The sequence below is a fragment of the Streptomyces sp. NPDC047982 genome (assembly GCF_043204165.1).
Lineage (GTDB): Bacteria > Actinomycetota > Actinomycetes > Streptomycetales > Streptomycetaceae > Streptomyces.
In genome coordinates, this window is the sequence record NZ_JBIDBS010000002.1 from 374540 (window position 1) to 390173 (window position 15634).

A 15634-nucleotide genomic window follows, 5' to 3' on the forward strand; every position below is an offset into this window, starting at 1 on the left:
CCGATGCTGTTTACTGATGACAACCTCGGGATCCGGCCGAGAAGTGATGGTGCGGGCGCGAGGCCGCTGGGGAAGGCGAACTTCGTCCCACACTGGAGGTCCCGGTGACGACACGTGGAGTCCTGTACGTTCACTCCGCACCGCGCGCGCTCTGTCCCCATGTCGAATGGGCGGTGGCCGGTGTCCTCGGAGTACGCGTACAGCTGGACTGGGTCCGGCAACCGGCCGCGCCCGGCACCTGGCGGTCCGAGTTCTCCTGGCAGGCCCGGCCGGGCACCGCGTCGAAGCTGGCCTCCGCGTTGCGCGGCTGGGACCTGCTGCGCTTCGAGGTGACGGCGGAGCCGAGCCCCAAGTCGGAGGGAGAGCGCTACAGCTCCACGCCCGAGCTGGGCATCTTCCACGCCGTCACCGGCATGCACGGCGACATCCTGGTGCCCGAGGACCGGCTGCGCGCGGCGCTGGCGCGGTCGATGCGGGGCGAGAGCGATCTGCAGGACGAGATCGCCAAGCTGCTCGGCAAGCCCTGGGACGACGAGCTGGAGCCCTTCCGGCACGCGGGCGAGGGCGCGCCGGTGCGGTGGCTGCACCAGGTGGTGTGACGCACGCGCGTGCCGGAGGCGGTTCCTGCGGCACGTACAGCGCGAGAGCCCGCCTCCCCACAGGGGGAGGCGGGCTCCGTCGTTGCTCCCGGCGTCGTCGCTCCCGGCCGGGGCCGGACGTCGTCGCGGGCCGGACACGGGGTCAGGCGCGGGTCGGGCGTGGGTCAGACGCTGCGGAACGCCAGGACGACGTTGTGGCCACCGAATCCGAACGAGTTGTTGATCGCGGCGATGGGCCCGTCGGGCAGCGGCCGGGGCTCGTCGCGCACGATGTCGGCCTCCACGTCCTCGTCGAGGTGGTCCACGTTGATCGTCGGGGGAGCCGTGCGGTGGTGCAGTGCCAGGACCGTGGCCACGGTCTCGACGCCGCCCGCGCCACCGAGGAGGTGACCGGTCATCGACTTCGTCGCGGAGATCGCGACATGGTCGAGGTCGTCCCCGAGGACCTTGCGCAGCGCCTTCAGCTCCGCGATGTCGCCCTGCGGTGTCGACGTGGCGTGCGCGTTGAGGTGCACGACCTCGGACGGCTTGACGTCCGAGTGGTCCAGCAGGTTCTGCAGCGCGGCGGCGATGCCGCGACCGCTCGGCTCGGGCTGCGCGATGTGGTGGGCGTCCGCGGACAGGCCCTGGCCCAGCACCTCGCAGTAGACCTTGGCGCCGCGCGCGGCGGCGTGCTCCGCGGACTCCAGGACGACGACGCCGGCGCCCTCGCCGAGCACGAAACCGTCACGGCCCGTGTCGTACGGACGCGACGCCTTCTGCGGCTCGTCGTTGTTCTTGGACATCGCCATCATGTTGGCGAACGCGGCGATCGGCAGCGGGTGGACCGCCGCCTCGGTGCCACCGGCGAGGACCACGTCGGCCCGGCCGGTACGGATCATCTCGATGGCGTACCCGACCGCCTCGGCGCCGGAGGCGCAGGCGGAGACCGGCGTGTGCACACCGGCCTGGGCGTTGACCTCCAGGCCGACGTTGGCCGCCGGGCCGTTCGGCATGAGCATGGGCACGGTGTGCGGGGAGACCCGGCGTACGCCCTTCTCCTTCAGCACGTCGTACTGATCGAGCAGGGTGGTCACGCCGCCGATGCCGGAGGCGATGACCGTGCCCAGCCGCTCGGGCCGGACCGAGCCGTCCTCGCCGGCCTTGCCGGTGAAGCCGGCGTCCGCCCACGCCTCGCGGGCCGCGATCAGCGCGAACTGCGCCGAGCGGTCCAGCCTGCGGGCGAGCGGGCGGGGCAGTACGTCGCCCGGGTCCACGGCCGCGACGGCCGCGATCCGGACGGGCAGTTCAGCGAAACGTTCGCCCTCGAGAGGCTTGACGCCGGAACGGCCGGCCATCAGACCTTCCCAGGTCGACGCCGAGTCGCCACCCAGCGGAGTGGTTGCGCCGATACCGGTGACGACCACGGTGCGATTGGTCGAGCTCACTGGAAATTCTTCTCCACGTGTAGAGGGTCGTGAATCAGCGGCGCCACCGCCGGGTGGCGACACAGGTACCGGGCCCGTCAGCCCTGGTGCTTGAGGATGTAGTCGGCAGCGTCACCGACCGTCTTGAGGTTCTTGACGTCCTCGTCGGGGATCTTCACGTCGAAGCGCTCCTCGGCGGCGACGACGACCTCGACCATGGACAGCGAGTCGACGTCCAGGTCATCGGTGAAGGACTTGTCCAGCTGGACGTCCTCGACCGGGATACCGGCGATCTCGTTGACGATCTCGGCGAGACCCTTGACGATCTCTTCCTGGGTGGCGGCCATGTTGGCGCTCCTTCACATGTTTCTGCAGGGTTCGGACGTCCGGGCCAAAGTGGCCTGGTGTGTCTAGGGGAGGGTAACGACCGTCGCGGCGTACACGAGACCCGCCCCGAAGCCGATGATGAGCGCGGTGTCGCCGCTCTTGGCCTGACCGGTCGCCAGAAGCCGCTCCATCGCGAGCGGAATCGAGGCGGCGGACGTGTTGCCGGTGGTCTCCACGTCACGGGCGACCGTGACGTGCTCCGGCAGCTTGAGGGTCTTCACCATCGAGTCGATGATCCGCATATTGGCCTGGTGCGGAATGAAGACGTCCAGGTCTTCCGGGCTGATCCCGGCCGCGTCCAGCGCCTGCTGGGCGACCTTCGCCATCTCGAAGACGGCCCAGCGGAAGACCGCCTGGCCCTCCTGCGTGATGGCCGGGAACTTGATATTGCCCTGGGAGTCGAGCGGTAGCTCGGTGACGTCGCCGGTGTGGAACTTGTCCCACGGCACGGTCTGCTTGATCGTGCCGGCCTTGTCGCCCTCGGAGCCCCACACGGTCGGGCCGATCGCGGGCTCCTCGGACGGGCCGACGACGACGGCGCCCGCGCCGTCACCGAACAGGAAGGCCGTCGCCCGGTCCTCCAGGTCGGTCAGGTCGCTCAGCCGCTCCACGCCGATGACGACGACGTACTCGGCCGAGCCCTCGACGACCATGCCCTTGGCCAGCGTCAGACCGTAGCCGAAGCCGGCGCAGCCCGCCGAGATGTCGAACGCGGCGGCCTTGCCGGTGCCCAGCTTGTCGGCGATCTCGGTGGCGATCGCGGGCGTCTGCGCGAAGTGCGAGACGGTGGACACGACCACGGCACCGACCTGGTCGGGGCTGAGCCCGGCGTCCGCGAGGGCCTTCCCGGCCGCCTCCACGGACATCGCGGAGACGGTCTCCTCGTCGTTCGCCCAGTGACGGGTGACGATGCCGGAACGCGAGCGGATCCACTCGTCGGACGAGTCGATCTTCTCGAGGATCACCTCGTTGGGCACGACACGGGTCGGACGGTAGCCGCCGACGCCCATGATCCGCGCGTACGGGGCGCCCTGGGCGGGCTTGATCTTCGACATGCTCTCGGGCTCCTTAGGCGCCCGCGTGCTCGATGAGGAGCGCGCGAGCCGCTTCGAGGTCGTCGGGGGTCTTCAGCGCGAGCGTCTGCACGCCGGGCAGGGCGCGCTTGGCGAGACCCGTGAGTGTGCCGCCGGGGCATGCCTCGATGAGCGCGGTGACGCCCATCTCCCTGAAGGTCTCCATGCACAGGTCCCAGCGGACCGGGTTCGCCACCTGGCCGACCAGCCGGGAGACGACCGCGTCACCGGTCGCCACCGACCTGCCGTCGGCGTTCGAGACGTACACCACGGTCGGATCGCTGATCTTCAGCTCCAACGACGCCTCGCGCAGCCGCTCGACGGCGGGAGCCATGTGGTGCGTGTGGAAGGCGCCGGCGACCTTGAGCGGCACCACCCGGCGCACCCCCTCCGGCTTGTCCTCGGCCAGCACGGCGAGCTGCTCGGCGGTGCCGGCGGCGACGATCTGGCCGCCCCCGTTGACGTTGGCCGCGGTCAGCCCGAGCTTCTCCAGGTGCGGGACCGTGACCTCCGGGTCGCCGCCCAGCAGCGCCGCCATACCGGTCTCGGTGATCGCGGCGGCGTCGGCCATGGCGAGCCCGCGGGCCCGTACGAGACGGAGCGCCGCCTCGTCGTCGATGACCCCGGCGAGGGCCGCCGCAGTGATCTCACCCACGCTGTGACCTGCGACGATGTCGGGCGAAGCGTCGAGCGCGGCAGCGGAGAGCAGGCCCGCGGCGACCAGCAGCGGCTGCGCCACCGCGGTGTCGCGGATCTCCTCCGCGTCGGCCTTCGTGCCGTAGTGGACGAGGTCGAGCCCGATGGCCTCGGACCAGGCCGCGATGCGGTCGGCGGCACCGGGCAGATCGAGCCAGGGGGTCAGGAAGCCGGGCGTCTGAGCGCCTTGGCCGGGAGCGACGAGTACGAGCACCCTCACACTCTCTCTTGTGAACGGTTCGCCGCGCCCGTGAGGACAGGGACGAAGAACCGTAGGGGGAATTGTTGACGTCCGACAAAAGTTTAGGACTGCGTATCCCCGGTAGCCAGGCGCCCCAGAATCAGGGCGATTCGCAGAGTGAACGCCGAGCGGACATCCGAGGGTGACCACCCGGTGACGTCAGTCACACGTCGGAGCCGGTAGCGCACGGTGTTGGGGTGGACGAACAGCATCCGTGCCGCGCCCTCCAGACTGCTCGCCTGCTCCAGATACACACTCAGCGTCTCCAGCAGTGCGGACCCCGCTTCCTCCAGCGGTCTGTAGATCTCCTCCACCAATTGATCCCGCGCGGCGGGGTCGCCGGCCATCGCGCGCTCCGGCAGCAGATCGTCGGCGAGCACCGGGCGCGGCGCGTCCTGCCAGGCCCGGCACGCCTTCAGCCCGGCCGCCGCCGCCTGCGCGGACCGGGTGGCCGCCAGCAGGTCGGGGACCACCGGCCCGGCGACGACCGGCCCCGCCGCGTACGGCCCGATCAGCGCCTTCGCGACCTGCAACGGGTTGTCGCTGCCGCCCGCGATGACCACCAGACGATTGCCGAGCACCCCGGTCAGGACCTGGAGCTTGGCGTGCCGGGCGGCCCGCCGGATCGCCTCCACGGTCAGCTCGCTGTCACCGTCCGGGGCAGTGCCGAGGACGACACAGACGTCCTCGGGCGAGTTCCAGCCGAGCGCCGCGGCGCGCGAGACGGCGCCCTCGTCGGCCTCGCCGGACAGCACCGCGTTCACGACGAGCGATTCCAGCCGCGCGTCCCAGGCGCCACGGGCCTCCGCGGCCTGCGCGTACACCTGGGCGGTCGCGAACGCGATCTCCCGCGCGTACACCAGCAGCGCCTCGCGCAGCACCGACTCGTCACCGGGCGCGGCGACCTCCTCGATCGCGGCCTCCATGACCTCGATCGTGGTACGCACCATCTCGACGGTCTGCCGCAGGGTGATCGCCCGGGTCAGCTCGCGCGGCGCGGTGCCGAACACATCGGTGGAGATCGCCTGCGGGGTCTCCGGATGCCGGAACCACTCGGTGAACGCCGCGATCCCGGCCTGGGCCACCAGGCCGATCCAGGACCGGTTCTCCGGGGGCATCGCCCGGTACCACGGCAGCGTCTCGTCCATGCGGGCGATCGCGTTGGCGGCCAGGCGGCCGGAGGACTGCTCCAGCCGCTTCAGGGTCGCGGCGTGCAGGTGGGCGTCGTGCGCAGCGGGCTGCTCAGGATCGGGTCGGGACACGCACACAAGACTGCCTTATCCGGCCACGTGCTCGGAGGGCCGGGGCGGTGGCGGGTCGTACGGCGGGGCCGCGAGGCCGCAGGTCCGCGCGGCGGGACGGTCCGCGATCGCGTACCGGCGGGCTACCGTGGGCGGATGATCTCCGTACAGCGTTCCGAGGACCGGGCCAGGGGCGGGGACGAGGCGGCCGGCATCGAGACGCGGCACGCCTTCTCCTTCGGCACCTTCTACGACCCCGACAACCTGCACTTCGGTCCGGTCGTGGCCTGCAACGAGGAACGGCTGGCCCCCGGCGCGGGCTTCGACGAACACCCGCACAGCCACACGGAGATCGTCACCTGGGTCGTCGAGGGCGAGCTGACCCACCGCGACTCGACCGGCCGCGCCACGGTCGTACGGCCCGGCGGCCTCCAGCACCTGAGCGCTGCGGCGGGCGTCCGCCACGTCGAACGCAACGACGGCTCCGGACCGCTGACGTTCGTCCAGATGTGGCTGACCCCGCTGAAACCGGGCGGCGACCCCGCGTACACCATCGTCCCGGAGGTCGCCGACGACACCCCGTACGCCGTCCCGGCCGCGGGCGCCGTGCTGCACGTGCGCCGACCCGCCCCCGGCGAGCGCACCCCGCTCCCGGACGCGCCACGGGTGTACGTCCACATGGTGGCCGGAACCGTCCGGATCGGCGACGAGACGCTCGGACCGGGCGATGCGGCGCGGATCACGGGCGAGACGGGTCTGGAGCTGACGGCGACGGCGGGCCTGGCCGGGGAGGGGCCGGCCGAGGAGGAACCGGCCGAGGATGGACGGGCCGAAGTGCTGCTCTGGGAGCTGCCGGCCTGAATCCCCGGGCCGGCAGGCGGCGGGCCACTCGACGGCGAGCCCCACGTGCCCGGCCTCCGTCCGGCGCACCTGATCAGGTGTCAGGCGGCGTCACGCGGGCGGCCTGTTGCCGTCCAGGTCGTGGAACAAGACCCTTCCAGCCGCATCACGCCCGGAGCAGGCCGCCGATCTCCGCCGCGGTGAGGGCACGGTCGAAGACCATGACGTCCTTGATGCCGCCCGGGAAGTGATCGACCGGTCTCCTGCCGTAACGGGCGCGGCCGATGACGAAGGGCCCCTCGGACACGATCAGGATCCTGTCGCGGACCGAACCCTCCTGGACGCCGTTCACGAAGAGACGCAGCTCCCCGGCGAAGCTGTCGCAGACACCGGTGAGATGGGTCCATTCACCGGCGACCGGCTCGGTCCTCGAAGCGACGCGCAGATCCGGGCGGGCGAAGGCCCAGCGGCGTTCGTCGGAGGAGTACTGGAGGTAGAAGCCGCTGGTCTCCTCACCGTCCTGGCTGACCGCGGTCACGAAGTGCGGCGGGATCACACCGAGCCGGACCCATGCGCTTACGGTGAAGCTGCCGCGCGCGGTGTCGATCACCGCGGAATCGGTGGCCACTTCACTGCTGAACCCGTTGAACTCGGCGCCCTCACCGTGGCTTGTTCCCCACCTGACCGCCGTGGCCGTGGCGTGGTGGCGTCCGGTGACGTCCATCGCCCGTACTCCGGAACGTTCGTCGAGCCGCCAGGCCCCGACGGGGCGAGGCCCCGCGGGCACCGGCCCGGACCCGGCCCCAGGCCCTGGCCCGAGCGCGGGCCCCGGCACGGACCCCGCAGGTACCGGCGCGGACCCGGGCACCGGCCCGGACCCGGGCGTGGGGGACGGAGCCACGGGGGCCGTCACCTTCTCGTAGGCTCCGGCAGAGCTGCGCGGAACCCGGGAGGCGGCCGGAACCACTGCCTCCGCGATCCCGGCGGCCGGGGCCGTCGCGTCGCGGCGTACGGACAGGCGGGGGTCATCCGGCGCGGGCGACTGCCCGCCGGACGCCACCGACGAGGAGAGCTGCGTCCCGCTGTACTCGGTGAACATCTCCGCGAGGGTGGCGCGCCGCGTGGGCACGCCGGCCTGTCCGCCGGCGGCAGAGTGGTCGGCCGCCGGCAGATGACCGGCCCAGGGAAGGGCCGGGGCCACCCGCCGGAGGATCTGCTGCGGAGTGGGGCGGAGCGCCGGTTCCTTGGCCAGACAGTCGGCCAGCAGGGCACGCAGCGCGGGGTCCGGGACGGCCTTGAGGTCCGGGGTCTCGTGCACGACGCGGTAGAGCATGGCGGGCGCCGACCCCACGCCGAACGGACCGACGCCGAGGGCCGCGAAGGCCAGTACCGCGCCCAGGGAGAAGACATCGCTGGCCGCGGTGATCTCGCCGCCGTTGACCTGCTCGGGGGACATGAAGCCCGCCGAGCCGATGGTGACCCCGGTCCTGGTGAGGCTGGTGGCGTCCAGCGCCCGGGCGATACCGAAGTCGATGACGCGCGGGCCGTCGTCGGCGAGCAGCACGTTGGAGGGCTTCAGATCGCGGTGCACCAGCCCGGCCCGGTGGATGGAGACCAGGGCTTCGGCCAGGCCCGCGGCCAGCGCGGCCAGCGTCACCGGCGGCAGGGCCCCCTGGTCGACGATCGCCTGGTGGAGCGAAGGACCGGCGATGTAGCTGGAGACCATCCAGGGCTGTTCGGCCTCCGTGTCGGCGTCGACCACCGGGGCGGTGAAGGCTCCCCCGACCGCTCGCGACGCCTGAACCTCGCTACGGAACCGGGCCCGGAACTCCGGCTCGTGCACCAGCGACGCGTGCACCATCTTGATCGCCACGGACCGCCCGCTCGGTGAACGCCCCAGGAAGACCCGCCCCATCCCGCCTTCACCCAGGCGACCCACCACCCGGTAGTCACCCAGGAAGCTCGGATCCCCTTGCTCCAACGGCTGCACCACGACGAACCCCTCCCGCACGCACTTACGACCTGGGGGCCGACAGGGAGCGGGCTCGCGCCGACCTGTGACGCTCCCTGATCCACTCCTTATCGCCCCCAGGTCGTTACCGGACCACCGCAGCTTACGGGGCGCAGGAGTGACAGCGGACAGCGCAAGTTCCTCGTAGGTACGCATGGTTGAGGAAGGCGTGGAAACCAGAGAGCGATTCCTCGGGCCGGCGGTGGGCGGTGTCCTGGCTGACACTCCGGACTTCCCCTGGCCCGGCGGGGTGCCCTCACGGCACCCCGCTGGGACCGCGGCGGTGCTGCCGCAGGGAAGGTGAGGGAGCAACGGACGGAACCGGACACGTCAACATCAGCCGGGTGAACAATCCTTGAAAACTCCGTGGAAACGGTTCTCTTGGTTGAAATTCCGCTCCTCGGAGGAATCGCTAATCCGCCATCGACTGGCGAGATTCGACCGGAGGGCGAAAAGAGGTCGTTGGCACGTGAAATTGGCTGAGAGGCGCACTCCCGGGTCGCGGCTGCACGTGCGAGAGTGAGGGCTCCCGCACCGTAGGAGAAAGGGAAGAAATGAAGCTGCCCGTGCGTCGTTTCGTCGGTGTCGCTGCCGCCTCTGTGGCTGCACTGGTCGCCACAGCCGTTCCCGTCGCGGCCGCGCCTTCCTCGGGCGTCGGCGTCTTGATCAACCGTACGGCCTGTAACGAAAGCGGCTACCTGGCGATCCACAATAACGGCGGCCGTGACACGCTCTGTTTCGCCAACGCCGGATCCATGCCCGTCGCTATTTACGGCGTCAACTGGGTCGAATCAGGGAACAACGTCGTGACCCTCCAGTACCAGCAGGACATGAACAACCCGAGGCTCGACACCGTCACCCTTCAGAAGTGGAACGTGTGGAACCCCGGGCATGTCCACAAGGTCATTTCGGTCCAGATTCACTGAGTTCGCCGAGGGTGAAGCCTGTTGAATAGGGGACGCCCTTCGGGGTGTCCCCTTCTTCTTTTGTGGTAGCTATTCGAATCGACGCCGCGTGCGAATTCTGTCCGGTTTTCCATCTCAGGCCGTTTCGATAACTGATCGTTTCGGAATTATTTCGGCGAGGGATTGGCTGTGGGTGGGGCGGTGGAGTACACCTGCGGCCCCCAAGAACGCCCGCAAGGGCATCGCCCGCGGCTCCGGCCTGGAAAAGACCGCTGGGGCGTCGAGCCGACTTCGTCCGACTCCGCCGATTCAAACTACTGCGGACCCGCTACGAGATACGCGTCGGCCTCCACTTCGGCCTGCCCCAACTCGCCTGCGATCTCATCCGCTTGAGGCGGCTTCAAGCCTCGTTCCGAAATGATCAGTCGCCGCCCTTGCGAGAAAGGGGGCTCGGGTGACCACTGATCACCCGAGCCCCCTTCCGTTCCGCGCTTGCGACGGGGTCAGCGGAGCCCGTCGACGAAGTGCTGCCAGGCAGCAGCCCCGATGGTGAGGGTGGGGCCGTCGGGGTTCTTGCTGTCGCGGACGGGGACGGCGCAGGGGAGGCCGTCGGCTACCTCGACGCATTCGCCGCCGTTGGTGCCGCTGTACGTCGACTTGCGCCAGGTCGCACCGCCCACGACGGTGCACTCGACGCATTCGCCGCCGGTGTTTCCGCTGTAGCTGGACTTACGCCATCGCGCGTTCCTCAGGTCGGGCCGGGTCTGCATAACGCTCCTCCATCACGCGGGCGATCAGGGCCGCGGAGTCTTCGACGGAAAGGGCTGCGGCCTGCAAGTGAGCGTAACGGAGGGCGGCCTCCCTGACGGTGTCAGGGTTGGCGGTCATATGGCCGGAGATGACGTCCTCCGTGTAGACGATGTCGGGGTCGTCGTCGAAGCGCATCGTGGTGAACGAGCCAGCGAGGCTTGCGTGTTCACCGGCGGCGAAGGGCAGCACCTGGATCCGCATCCAGCGGTGGTCGGCGAGGTCCAACAGCCGCTGGAGTTGCTTCCGCATCACCTCACGACCTCCTATCGGCCGGTGCAGCACGGCCTCGTCGAGCACGACCCAGGTGAGCGGCGGCCGTTCCCGTTCCAGGATGCGCTGGCGTTCCAACCTGGCTGCCACCAGACCTTCGAGGTCGTCCGGCATGCCGGTGGACAGTACGGCCTGCGCGTAGTCGCCCGTCTGCAGCAGCCCGTACACCAACTGCGCCTGGTACGTGGAGATGTAGGCGGCGCGCGACTCCATCTCGGCGTACGGCTGGAACCAGGTGGGCAGTTGGCTGCGCAGGACCAGTCCGATCAGCCGGGAGAACACCCCGTCCGTGCCGAGGGCCGCGTCCACCCGCTCCGAGAAGTCGCGGGTGGGGACCTTCTTCGTCGTCTCGATCTGGCCGATCAGCGACCCCGTGCAGAAGATGATGTCGCCGAGCTGCCCTTGCTTGAGGCTGTTGGCCTCTCTCAGGCGGCGCAACTCCGAGCCGTAGTAGTCCAACGGGGAAGCGCAGGGGTCGAGTTTCTGGATGTTGGCCACGGCGGGCGGCACCTCCGGCGTTCAACGCCTCGCGGCGTTCGTTTCCGTACGTGGCCGACGGTAGTCACGCCGCTGCACTCTGGTGACGTGAATCACGTAACTGAGCCCCGAACCGGGGAACCGCTGGAGCCGACCTACCGCGCCGCGTTCGCGATGAGCGAGCACTCCGCCCGGCATCTGCGACGCATCCTGCGCCTGTACCTCACCAACTGGGGGCTTCTCGACGTGGCCGACGGGGCGGAATTGGCGCTCACCGAGCTGATCGCCAACGTCGTACGGCACGTGCCCGGCAGCATCTGCCAGACGTTCATCTTCCGGCTCCCGGACGGGGGCGTGCGCGTCGAGGTCGCGGACGAGTGCGCCGAACTGCCGTGTGTGACGGTCGGTGACGCGCTGGCCGAGGACGGGCGGGGGATGGTCCTCGTCGACGCCGTCACCGACCGCTGGGGCGCGGAATCCCGCCGCGACGGTGCGGGGAAGACGGTGTGGTTCGAGTGCCTGCCCGTGAAGAAGGCGGAGCGGGCGGAGACGGCGGCGTGCCTCAGTGGCCCGGGCGCAGTTCCGCGAGCACCGCGTCCGTGAACGCGGGCCACACCTCCACCGCCCACGGGCCGAAGGCCCGGTCGGTGAGGGCGACGCACGCCGCGCCCGCGACCGGGTCGACCCACAGGAAGGTGCCGGACTGCCCGAAGTGACCGAAGGCGGCGGGCGAGGACGAACCGCCCGTCCAGTGCGGCGACTTGTGGGCCCGGATCTCGAAGCCGAGGCCCCAGTCGTTGGGGTTCTGGTGGCCGTAACCCGGCAGCACGCCCTTCAGGCCGGGGTGTTGGACGGTCTGCGCGGCCAGCACCGTGCGCGGGTCGAGCAGCCGGGGCGCCTGGAGCTCCGCCGCGAACCGTACGAGGTCGTCGACGGTCGAGACGCCGTCCTTGGCGGGCGAGCCGTCCACCGTCGTCGCCGTCATCCCCAGCGGTTCCAGCACCGCCTCGCGCACGTACTCGGGGAACGGGATGTCGGTGACCTTGGCTATGTGGTCGCCCAGTGCCTCGAAGCCGGCGTTGGAGTAGAGCCGGCGGGTGCCGGGCGCGGCCGTGGTCCGGTGCTCGTCGAACGCGAGCCCGCTGGTGTGCGCGAGCAGGTGGCGTACGGTCGACCCCTCGGGGCCGGCCGGTTCGTCCAGCTCGACCGCGCCCTCCTCGTACGCCACGAGCGCCGCGTACGCCGCGATCGGCTTGGTGACCGAGGCGAGCGGGAAACGGTGTGCGGTCGGGCCGTGCGTACCGACGACGGTGCCGTCCGCTCGTACGACGGCAGCCGCCGCGGTGGGGACGGGCCAGTTGTCGATCATCGCCAGGCTCTGCATGCCTACGAGCGTAACGGGCGGGTGTTCGGGGCCTCGCGGGGCCGTGGTCCCGCTCAGCGCGGAGAAAGCACTTCACCGCCTTCCCGGACCGGTTCGGCTGGCCGACCGCACCCGGAACAGCACGATTCCGGTCAGCCGGGTGAGCGGGACCGGGCCGGTGTGGCGGGAGTCCCAGCTACTCGCCCGGTTGTCGCCGACGACGAACACATGGCGGGGCGGGACGACGCCCATGGAGGCGGGGCGGTCCGGAACCGTCTCCGTCGGCGGCCGTTCGCCGCCCAGTGCCGCCACGCGCTTGATCATGCAGGTGGGAGCAGGGCGGTCGGGGGCGGGCCGGTCGGCATCGGTGCGGTCCGGCGGGCCGGGCTCCAGGCGGAGGGCGATCACGGTGCCGCGGCGCACCAGCCGCGACGGTGCCCGGACGGCCAGGAGACGGTCGCCGTCCTGGTAGGTGGGCGTCATGCTGCCGCCGCTGACGTCGAGCAGCAGGAGGTACTTGCGGGCCGCGGGAACGGCCAGCGCCGCGACGGCCGCCGCCGTGCCGGTCAGGAACAGCAGGATCGGGTCGGGCACGGGTGGCCTCCGGTGCGTGGACGGGACGTGATCAGGAACCGGCGCGGGCGGCGAGCGGCGGCGCGCCGTCGCGTTCCGCCGTGCTCGTGGTGGCCGGAGCGCCCGGGGCGGCCGGGGTGACGGCCGTGGTGGCCTCCGGTGCGGGGTGCTCCTCCACGTAGCCGCGGGACTGAAGGGTGAACAACCGGTGGTACGTTCCGCGTCGGGCGAGGAGCTGGTGGTGGTCGCCGAGTTCGGTGATCCGCCCGTTCTCCAGTACGGCGATGGCGTCGGCGTCCTTCACCGTGCCCAGGCGGTGGGAGATCAGCAGGCTGGTCCGGCCCGTCCGGTGCTGTCTCAGGCGGGTGTGGATCTCGTACTCGGCGAGGGGATCGAGGCCCGAGCTGGGCTCGTCGAGGATCAGTACGTCCGCGTCCTGCCGCAGGAACGAGCGGGCGAGCCCCATGCGCTGCCACTGCCCGCCGGAGAGCTGCACACCGGAGGACTGTTCGCCCGAGGGCGGTTCGGCGGGGGAGGGTCCGGCGAGCGGCCGACCGCCGGGCCCGTGCGTCCCCTCCGCTTCGGCGGTGTCGGTCACGGTGCGCTTCCCCTCCGCTTCGGCGGTGTCGGCCACGGTGCGCTTCCCCTCCGCTTCGGACGTGTCGGCCGGGGCGTGCGGCCCGTGTTCCTCGGCGGTACGGAACGTACGGCTCAGCAGCGTCCGGTACCCGTGGGGCAGCCGGGCGATGTCGTCGTGCACACCGGCGAAGCGCGCCGCTTCCTCGCAGCGCCCGGGGTCCCGCAGCGCGCTCAGCTCACCGAGGGCGATGTTCTCCAGGGCCGGGAGTTCGTAGCGCATGGGGTCCTGGAACGTGGCGGCGATCCGGGTCCGCAGCTCGGCCGCAGGGATGTCGCGCAGATCGGTGCCGTCCCACAGGATGCGGCCCCGAGTGGGGTCGTAGAAGCGGCACAGCAGTTTGACCAGGGTGGATTTCCCGGAGCCGTTGACGCCGACCAGCGCGACGGCGGAGCCGCGCTCCAGCCGCAGCGTGACGCCTCGCAGAATCCACGGGAGCCCTTCCCCGTAGCGGAACCAGACGTCCTGGAACTCGATCGCGTCCGCCAGCGGGGCGGCGGGACGCGGGTGGCTCGGGGCGGGCAGGTCGGGGTCGAGGCCGACCACGGTGACGTAGTGCCGGAACAGCGTCAGCGAGTGGTGGGTCTGGCCCACTTCGCCGGCCAGCCCGCCGATGCCGCTCTGCACGGCCGGAACCGCGGTCAGCAGCATGGACACGTCGCCGACCGTCATCGAGCCCTGCGCGGCGGCCCGCGCCGCCCACAGCAGTGCGGCACCGGCCAGCAGCGCCGAAGTGATCTGAAGGCAGGACTGGACCCGAAGCTCCCTGCGGTCCAGGAGTTCTCGCTGGGCGTCCGCCGTGCGGCGCTCGCCCAGCATGCGCTCGCGCAGAAACGCCCCGACGCCGTACAGCCGTATCTCCTTGGCCGCCTCCACGCTGGTCAGCAGCGTCGCGTAGAAGATCTCCCGGCGTTCGGTGGGGCTGATGTCCCACAGCGCCCGGGCCCGTCGGCGGCTCAGCGCCACCTCCGCCCACAGCACCGGCACCCCCGACGCGGTCACCACCACGGCCAGCAAGGGATGGAGCAGGGCGAGGGACCCGATGAAACCGGCCAGCAGCACGATGCTCCGGACGATCCCGGCCGCACCTTCGACCACCTGGGACGGTGCGAGGCCCCCGGCCTGCTGGGCCAGTCTCAACTGGTCCAGGAAGGCCGGGTCCTCGAAGCGGCGCAGCCCGGTGAACGTGTCGACCGAGGCGTGCAGCCGCGCCTGCGCCCGCAGCCCGGTGGCGCGGGTCAGCCGGGCGCGGAGGTAGCCGCTGATCTGCGGGGTGACGGCCATGACCGCGCTGATCGCGGCCAGGGCGCAGGCGGGCTGTGCGATCGCCCGCACCGTGGGTTCCGTGGCCAGGACGTCCAGGACGTCCTTGACCAGCCAGGTGGCGGCGACCGGTGCGGCCGCCGTCACCAGGGCCACTGCCAGAAGACCCACCAGGACGCCGCGTGCGGAGCGGAACGCCAGTTTCAGTGCCGTCGCGACCACATGGGCGAATCCCGCTCGGGCGTTCGTGGGGGCGGTGGCCGCGCTCACGCCGAGCCCACGGGCTGGGCGGCGAGCGCCGCACGACCGACCGCCGTCACCCGGGGCGCGGCCCCGAACCCTGTCCTGACGGCGAACTGGGAGGGGAACGCCTGCACCCCGAACGCGGTCGTGACCGGACCGTCCGGTTCCTCGCGGACGACCCGGGCCACCGGCGCCAGCCGTTCGGCCATCTCCCAAGACTCCGCGAAGTCGTCGGATCCGTCGCCCCCGGACACGACGACGGCGACCACGGCACGACGGTCCGCCTCCGGCAGGGCGGCCACCTGCTTCACGAAGACGGGCAGCCTTCGTCGGCAGGGCGGACAGCCGGCGGAGAAGAACGCCACCACGCAGTCGTCGCCGAGGTCGTGCTCGGTGATCTCGACGCCGTCGGTGCCGACGGTCGTGAACGCGCCCACGGTCGCGCCCACCGGGAGACCGCCCTCCTCGGCCCCGGCCGCGGCCGGCCCGTCCGGCCGGTCGCGGAGCCGCCGCAGGACGGCGAGCGTCAGCATCAGATCCAGCGCGCACAGCGCGGCGACGGCTGCCAGGGCGACGGAAAGATAGAACATGGCGCGGTC

Annotated in this window: 16 protein-coding genes; 4 read left to right on the forward strand and 12 right to left on the reverse strand. The window is 71.2% G+C overall.

What is annotated here, in order from left to right; all coding sequences use genetic code 11:
• Positions 1 to 104 precede the first annotated feature (104 nt).
• Positions 105 to 599 carry a DUF3145 domain-containing protein gene (locus tag ACGF2V_RS03530; RefSeq protein WP_362620620.1) on the forward strand — a complete coding sequence of 165 codons (495 nt, stop codon included), beginning with the start codon at positions 105 to 107 and terminating at the stop codon, positions 597 to 599.
• A gap of 164 nt (positions 600 to 763) precedes the next feature.
• Here ACGF2V_RS03530 and fabF read toward each other — a convergent pair whose 3' ends face one another.
• From fabF to ACGF2V_RS03555, 5 genes are all read right to left on the reverse strand, one after another.
• Positions 764 to 2026, reverse strand: coding sequence for a beta-ketoacyl-ACP synthase II (gene fabF / locus ACGF2V_RS03535; RefSeq protein WP_362620622.1), 1263 nt, complete (start codon positions 2024 to 2026; stop codon positions 764 to 766).
• A 77-nt stretch (positions 2027 to 2103) separates the two neighbouring features.
• Positions 2104 to 2352 carry an acyl carrier protein gene (locus tag ACGF2V_RS03540; protein WP_072483507.1) on the reverse strand — a complete coding sequence of 83 codons (249 nt, stop codon included), beginning with the start codon at positions 2350 to 2352 and terminating at the stop codon, positions 2104 to 2106.
• Positions 2353 to 2415: 63 nt separating this feature from the next.
• A complete protein-coding gene (locus ACGF2V_RS03545; protein WP_362704391.1) occupies positions 2416 to 3447 on the reverse strand; it encodes a ketoacyl-ACP synthase III in 1032 nt (343 codons plus the stop codon).
• A 13-nt stretch (positions 3448 to 3460) separates the two neighbouring features.
• Positions 3461 to 4375, reverse strand: coding sequence for an ACP S-malonyltransferase (locus ACGF2V_RS03550; RefSeq protein WP_362620679.1), 915 nt, complete (start codon positions 4373 to 4375; stop codon positions 3461 to 3463).
• 89 nt (positions 4376 to 4464) lie between these two features.
• Positions 4465 to 5664 carry a helix-turn-helix domain-containing protein gene (locus ACGF2V_RS03555; RefSeq protein ID WP_362704393.1) on the reverse strand — a complete coding sequence of 400 codons (1200 nt, stop codon included), beginning with the start codon at positions 5662 to 5664 and terminating at the stop codon, positions 4465 to 4467.
• 135 nt (positions 5665 to 5799) lie between these two features.
• On the opposite strand from ACGF2V_RS03555, the gene ACGF2V_RS03560 reads away from it, so the two are divergent.
• The gene (locus ACGF2V_RS03560; protein ID WP_362704395.1) at positions 5800 to 6504 is read left to right on the forward strand and encodes a pirin family protein; all 705 of its coding nucleotides are present in this window, start codon (positions 5800 to 5802) and stop codon (positions 6502 to 6504) included.
• Between the two features lie 145 nt (positions 6505 to 6649).
• Here the strand turns inward: ACGF2V_RS03560 and ACGF2V_RS03565 are convergent, their stop codons facing one another.
• Positions 6650 to 8476 carry a LamG-like jellyroll fold domain-containing protein gene (locus ACGF2V_RS03565; RefSeq protein ID WP_362704397.1) on the reverse strand — a complete coding sequence of 609 codons (1827 nt, stop codon included), beginning with the start codon at positions 8474 to 8476 and terminating at the stop codon, positions 6650 to 6652.
• Between the two features lie 572 nt (positions 8477 to 9048).
• On the opposite strand from ACGF2V_RS03565, the gene ACGF2V_RS03570 reads away from it, so the two are divergent.
• Positions 9049 to 9420, forward strand: coding sequence for a beta/gamma crystallin domain-containing protein (locus ACGF2V_RS03570; RefSeq protein WP_362704399.1), 372 nt, complete (start codon positions 9049 to 9051; stop codon positions 9418 to 9420).
• 482 nt (positions 9421 to 9902) lie between these two features.
• Here ACGF2V_RS03570 and ACGF2V_RS03575 read toward each other — a convergent pair whose 3' ends face one another.
• Entirely contained in the window at positions 9903 to 10169 is a 267-nt protein-coding gene (locus ACGF2V_RS03575) for a DUF397 domain-containing protein (protein ID WP_362704402.1), read from the reverse strand.
• A complete protein-coding gene (locus ACGF2V_RS03580) occupies positions 10129 to 10977 on the reverse strand; it encodes a helix-turn-helix transcriptional regulator (protein ID WP_362704405.1) in 849 nt (282 codons plus the stop codon). Before ACGF2V_RS03580 ends, ACGF2V_RS03575 begins: the two co-directional genes overlap by 41 nt.
• 87 nt (positions 10978 to 11064) lie before the next feature.
• Here ACGF2V_RS03580 and ACGF2V_RS03585 point away from each other — a divergent pair, with 87 nt between their 5' ends.
• Positions 11065 to 11559, forward strand: a complete 495-nt coding sequence (locus tag ACGF2V_RS03585) for an ATP-binding protein (RefSeq protein ID WP_362704408.1) — start codon at positions 11065 to 11067, stop codon at positions 11557 to 11559.
• Here ACGF2V_RS03585 and ACGF2V_RS03590 read toward each other — a convergent pair.
• From ACGF2V_RS03590 to ACGF2V_RS03605, 4 genes are all read right to left on the reverse strand, one after another.
• Positions 11519 to 12340, reverse strand: coding sequence for a serine hydrolase domain-containing protein (locus ACGF2V_RS03590; protein WP_362704410.1), 822 nt, complete (start codon positions 12338 to 12340; stop codon positions 11519 to 11521). The two genes, ACGF2V_RS03585 and ACGF2V_RS03590, sit on opposite strands and share 41 nt — an antisense overlap.
• A 72-nt stretch (positions 12341 to 12412) precedes the next feature.
• Positions 12413 to 12913 carry a S26 family signal peptidase gene (locus ACGF2V_RS03595; RefSeq protein ID WP_362704412.1) on the reverse strand — a complete coding sequence of 167 codons (501 nt, stop codon included), beginning with the start codon at positions 12911 to 12913 and terminating at the stop codon, positions 12413 to 12415.
• Positions 12914 to 12944: 31 nt separating this feature from the next.
• On the reverse strand, positions 12945 to 15062 hold the full coding sequence (locus tag ACGF2V_RS03600; RefSeq protein ID WP_362704414.1) for an ABC transporter ATP-binding protein: 2118 nt from the start codon (positions 15060 to 15062) through the stop codon (positions 12945 to 12947).
• Positions 15059 to 15625, reverse strand: coding sequence for a hypothetical protein (locus tag ACGF2V_RS03605; RefSeq protein ID WP_362620643.1), 567 nt, complete (start codon positions 15623 to 15625; stop codon positions 15059 to 15061). Before ACGF2V_RS03605 ends, ACGF2V_RS03600 begins: the two co-directional genes overlap by 4 nt.
• Positions 15626 to 15634 lie beyond the last annotated feature (9 nt).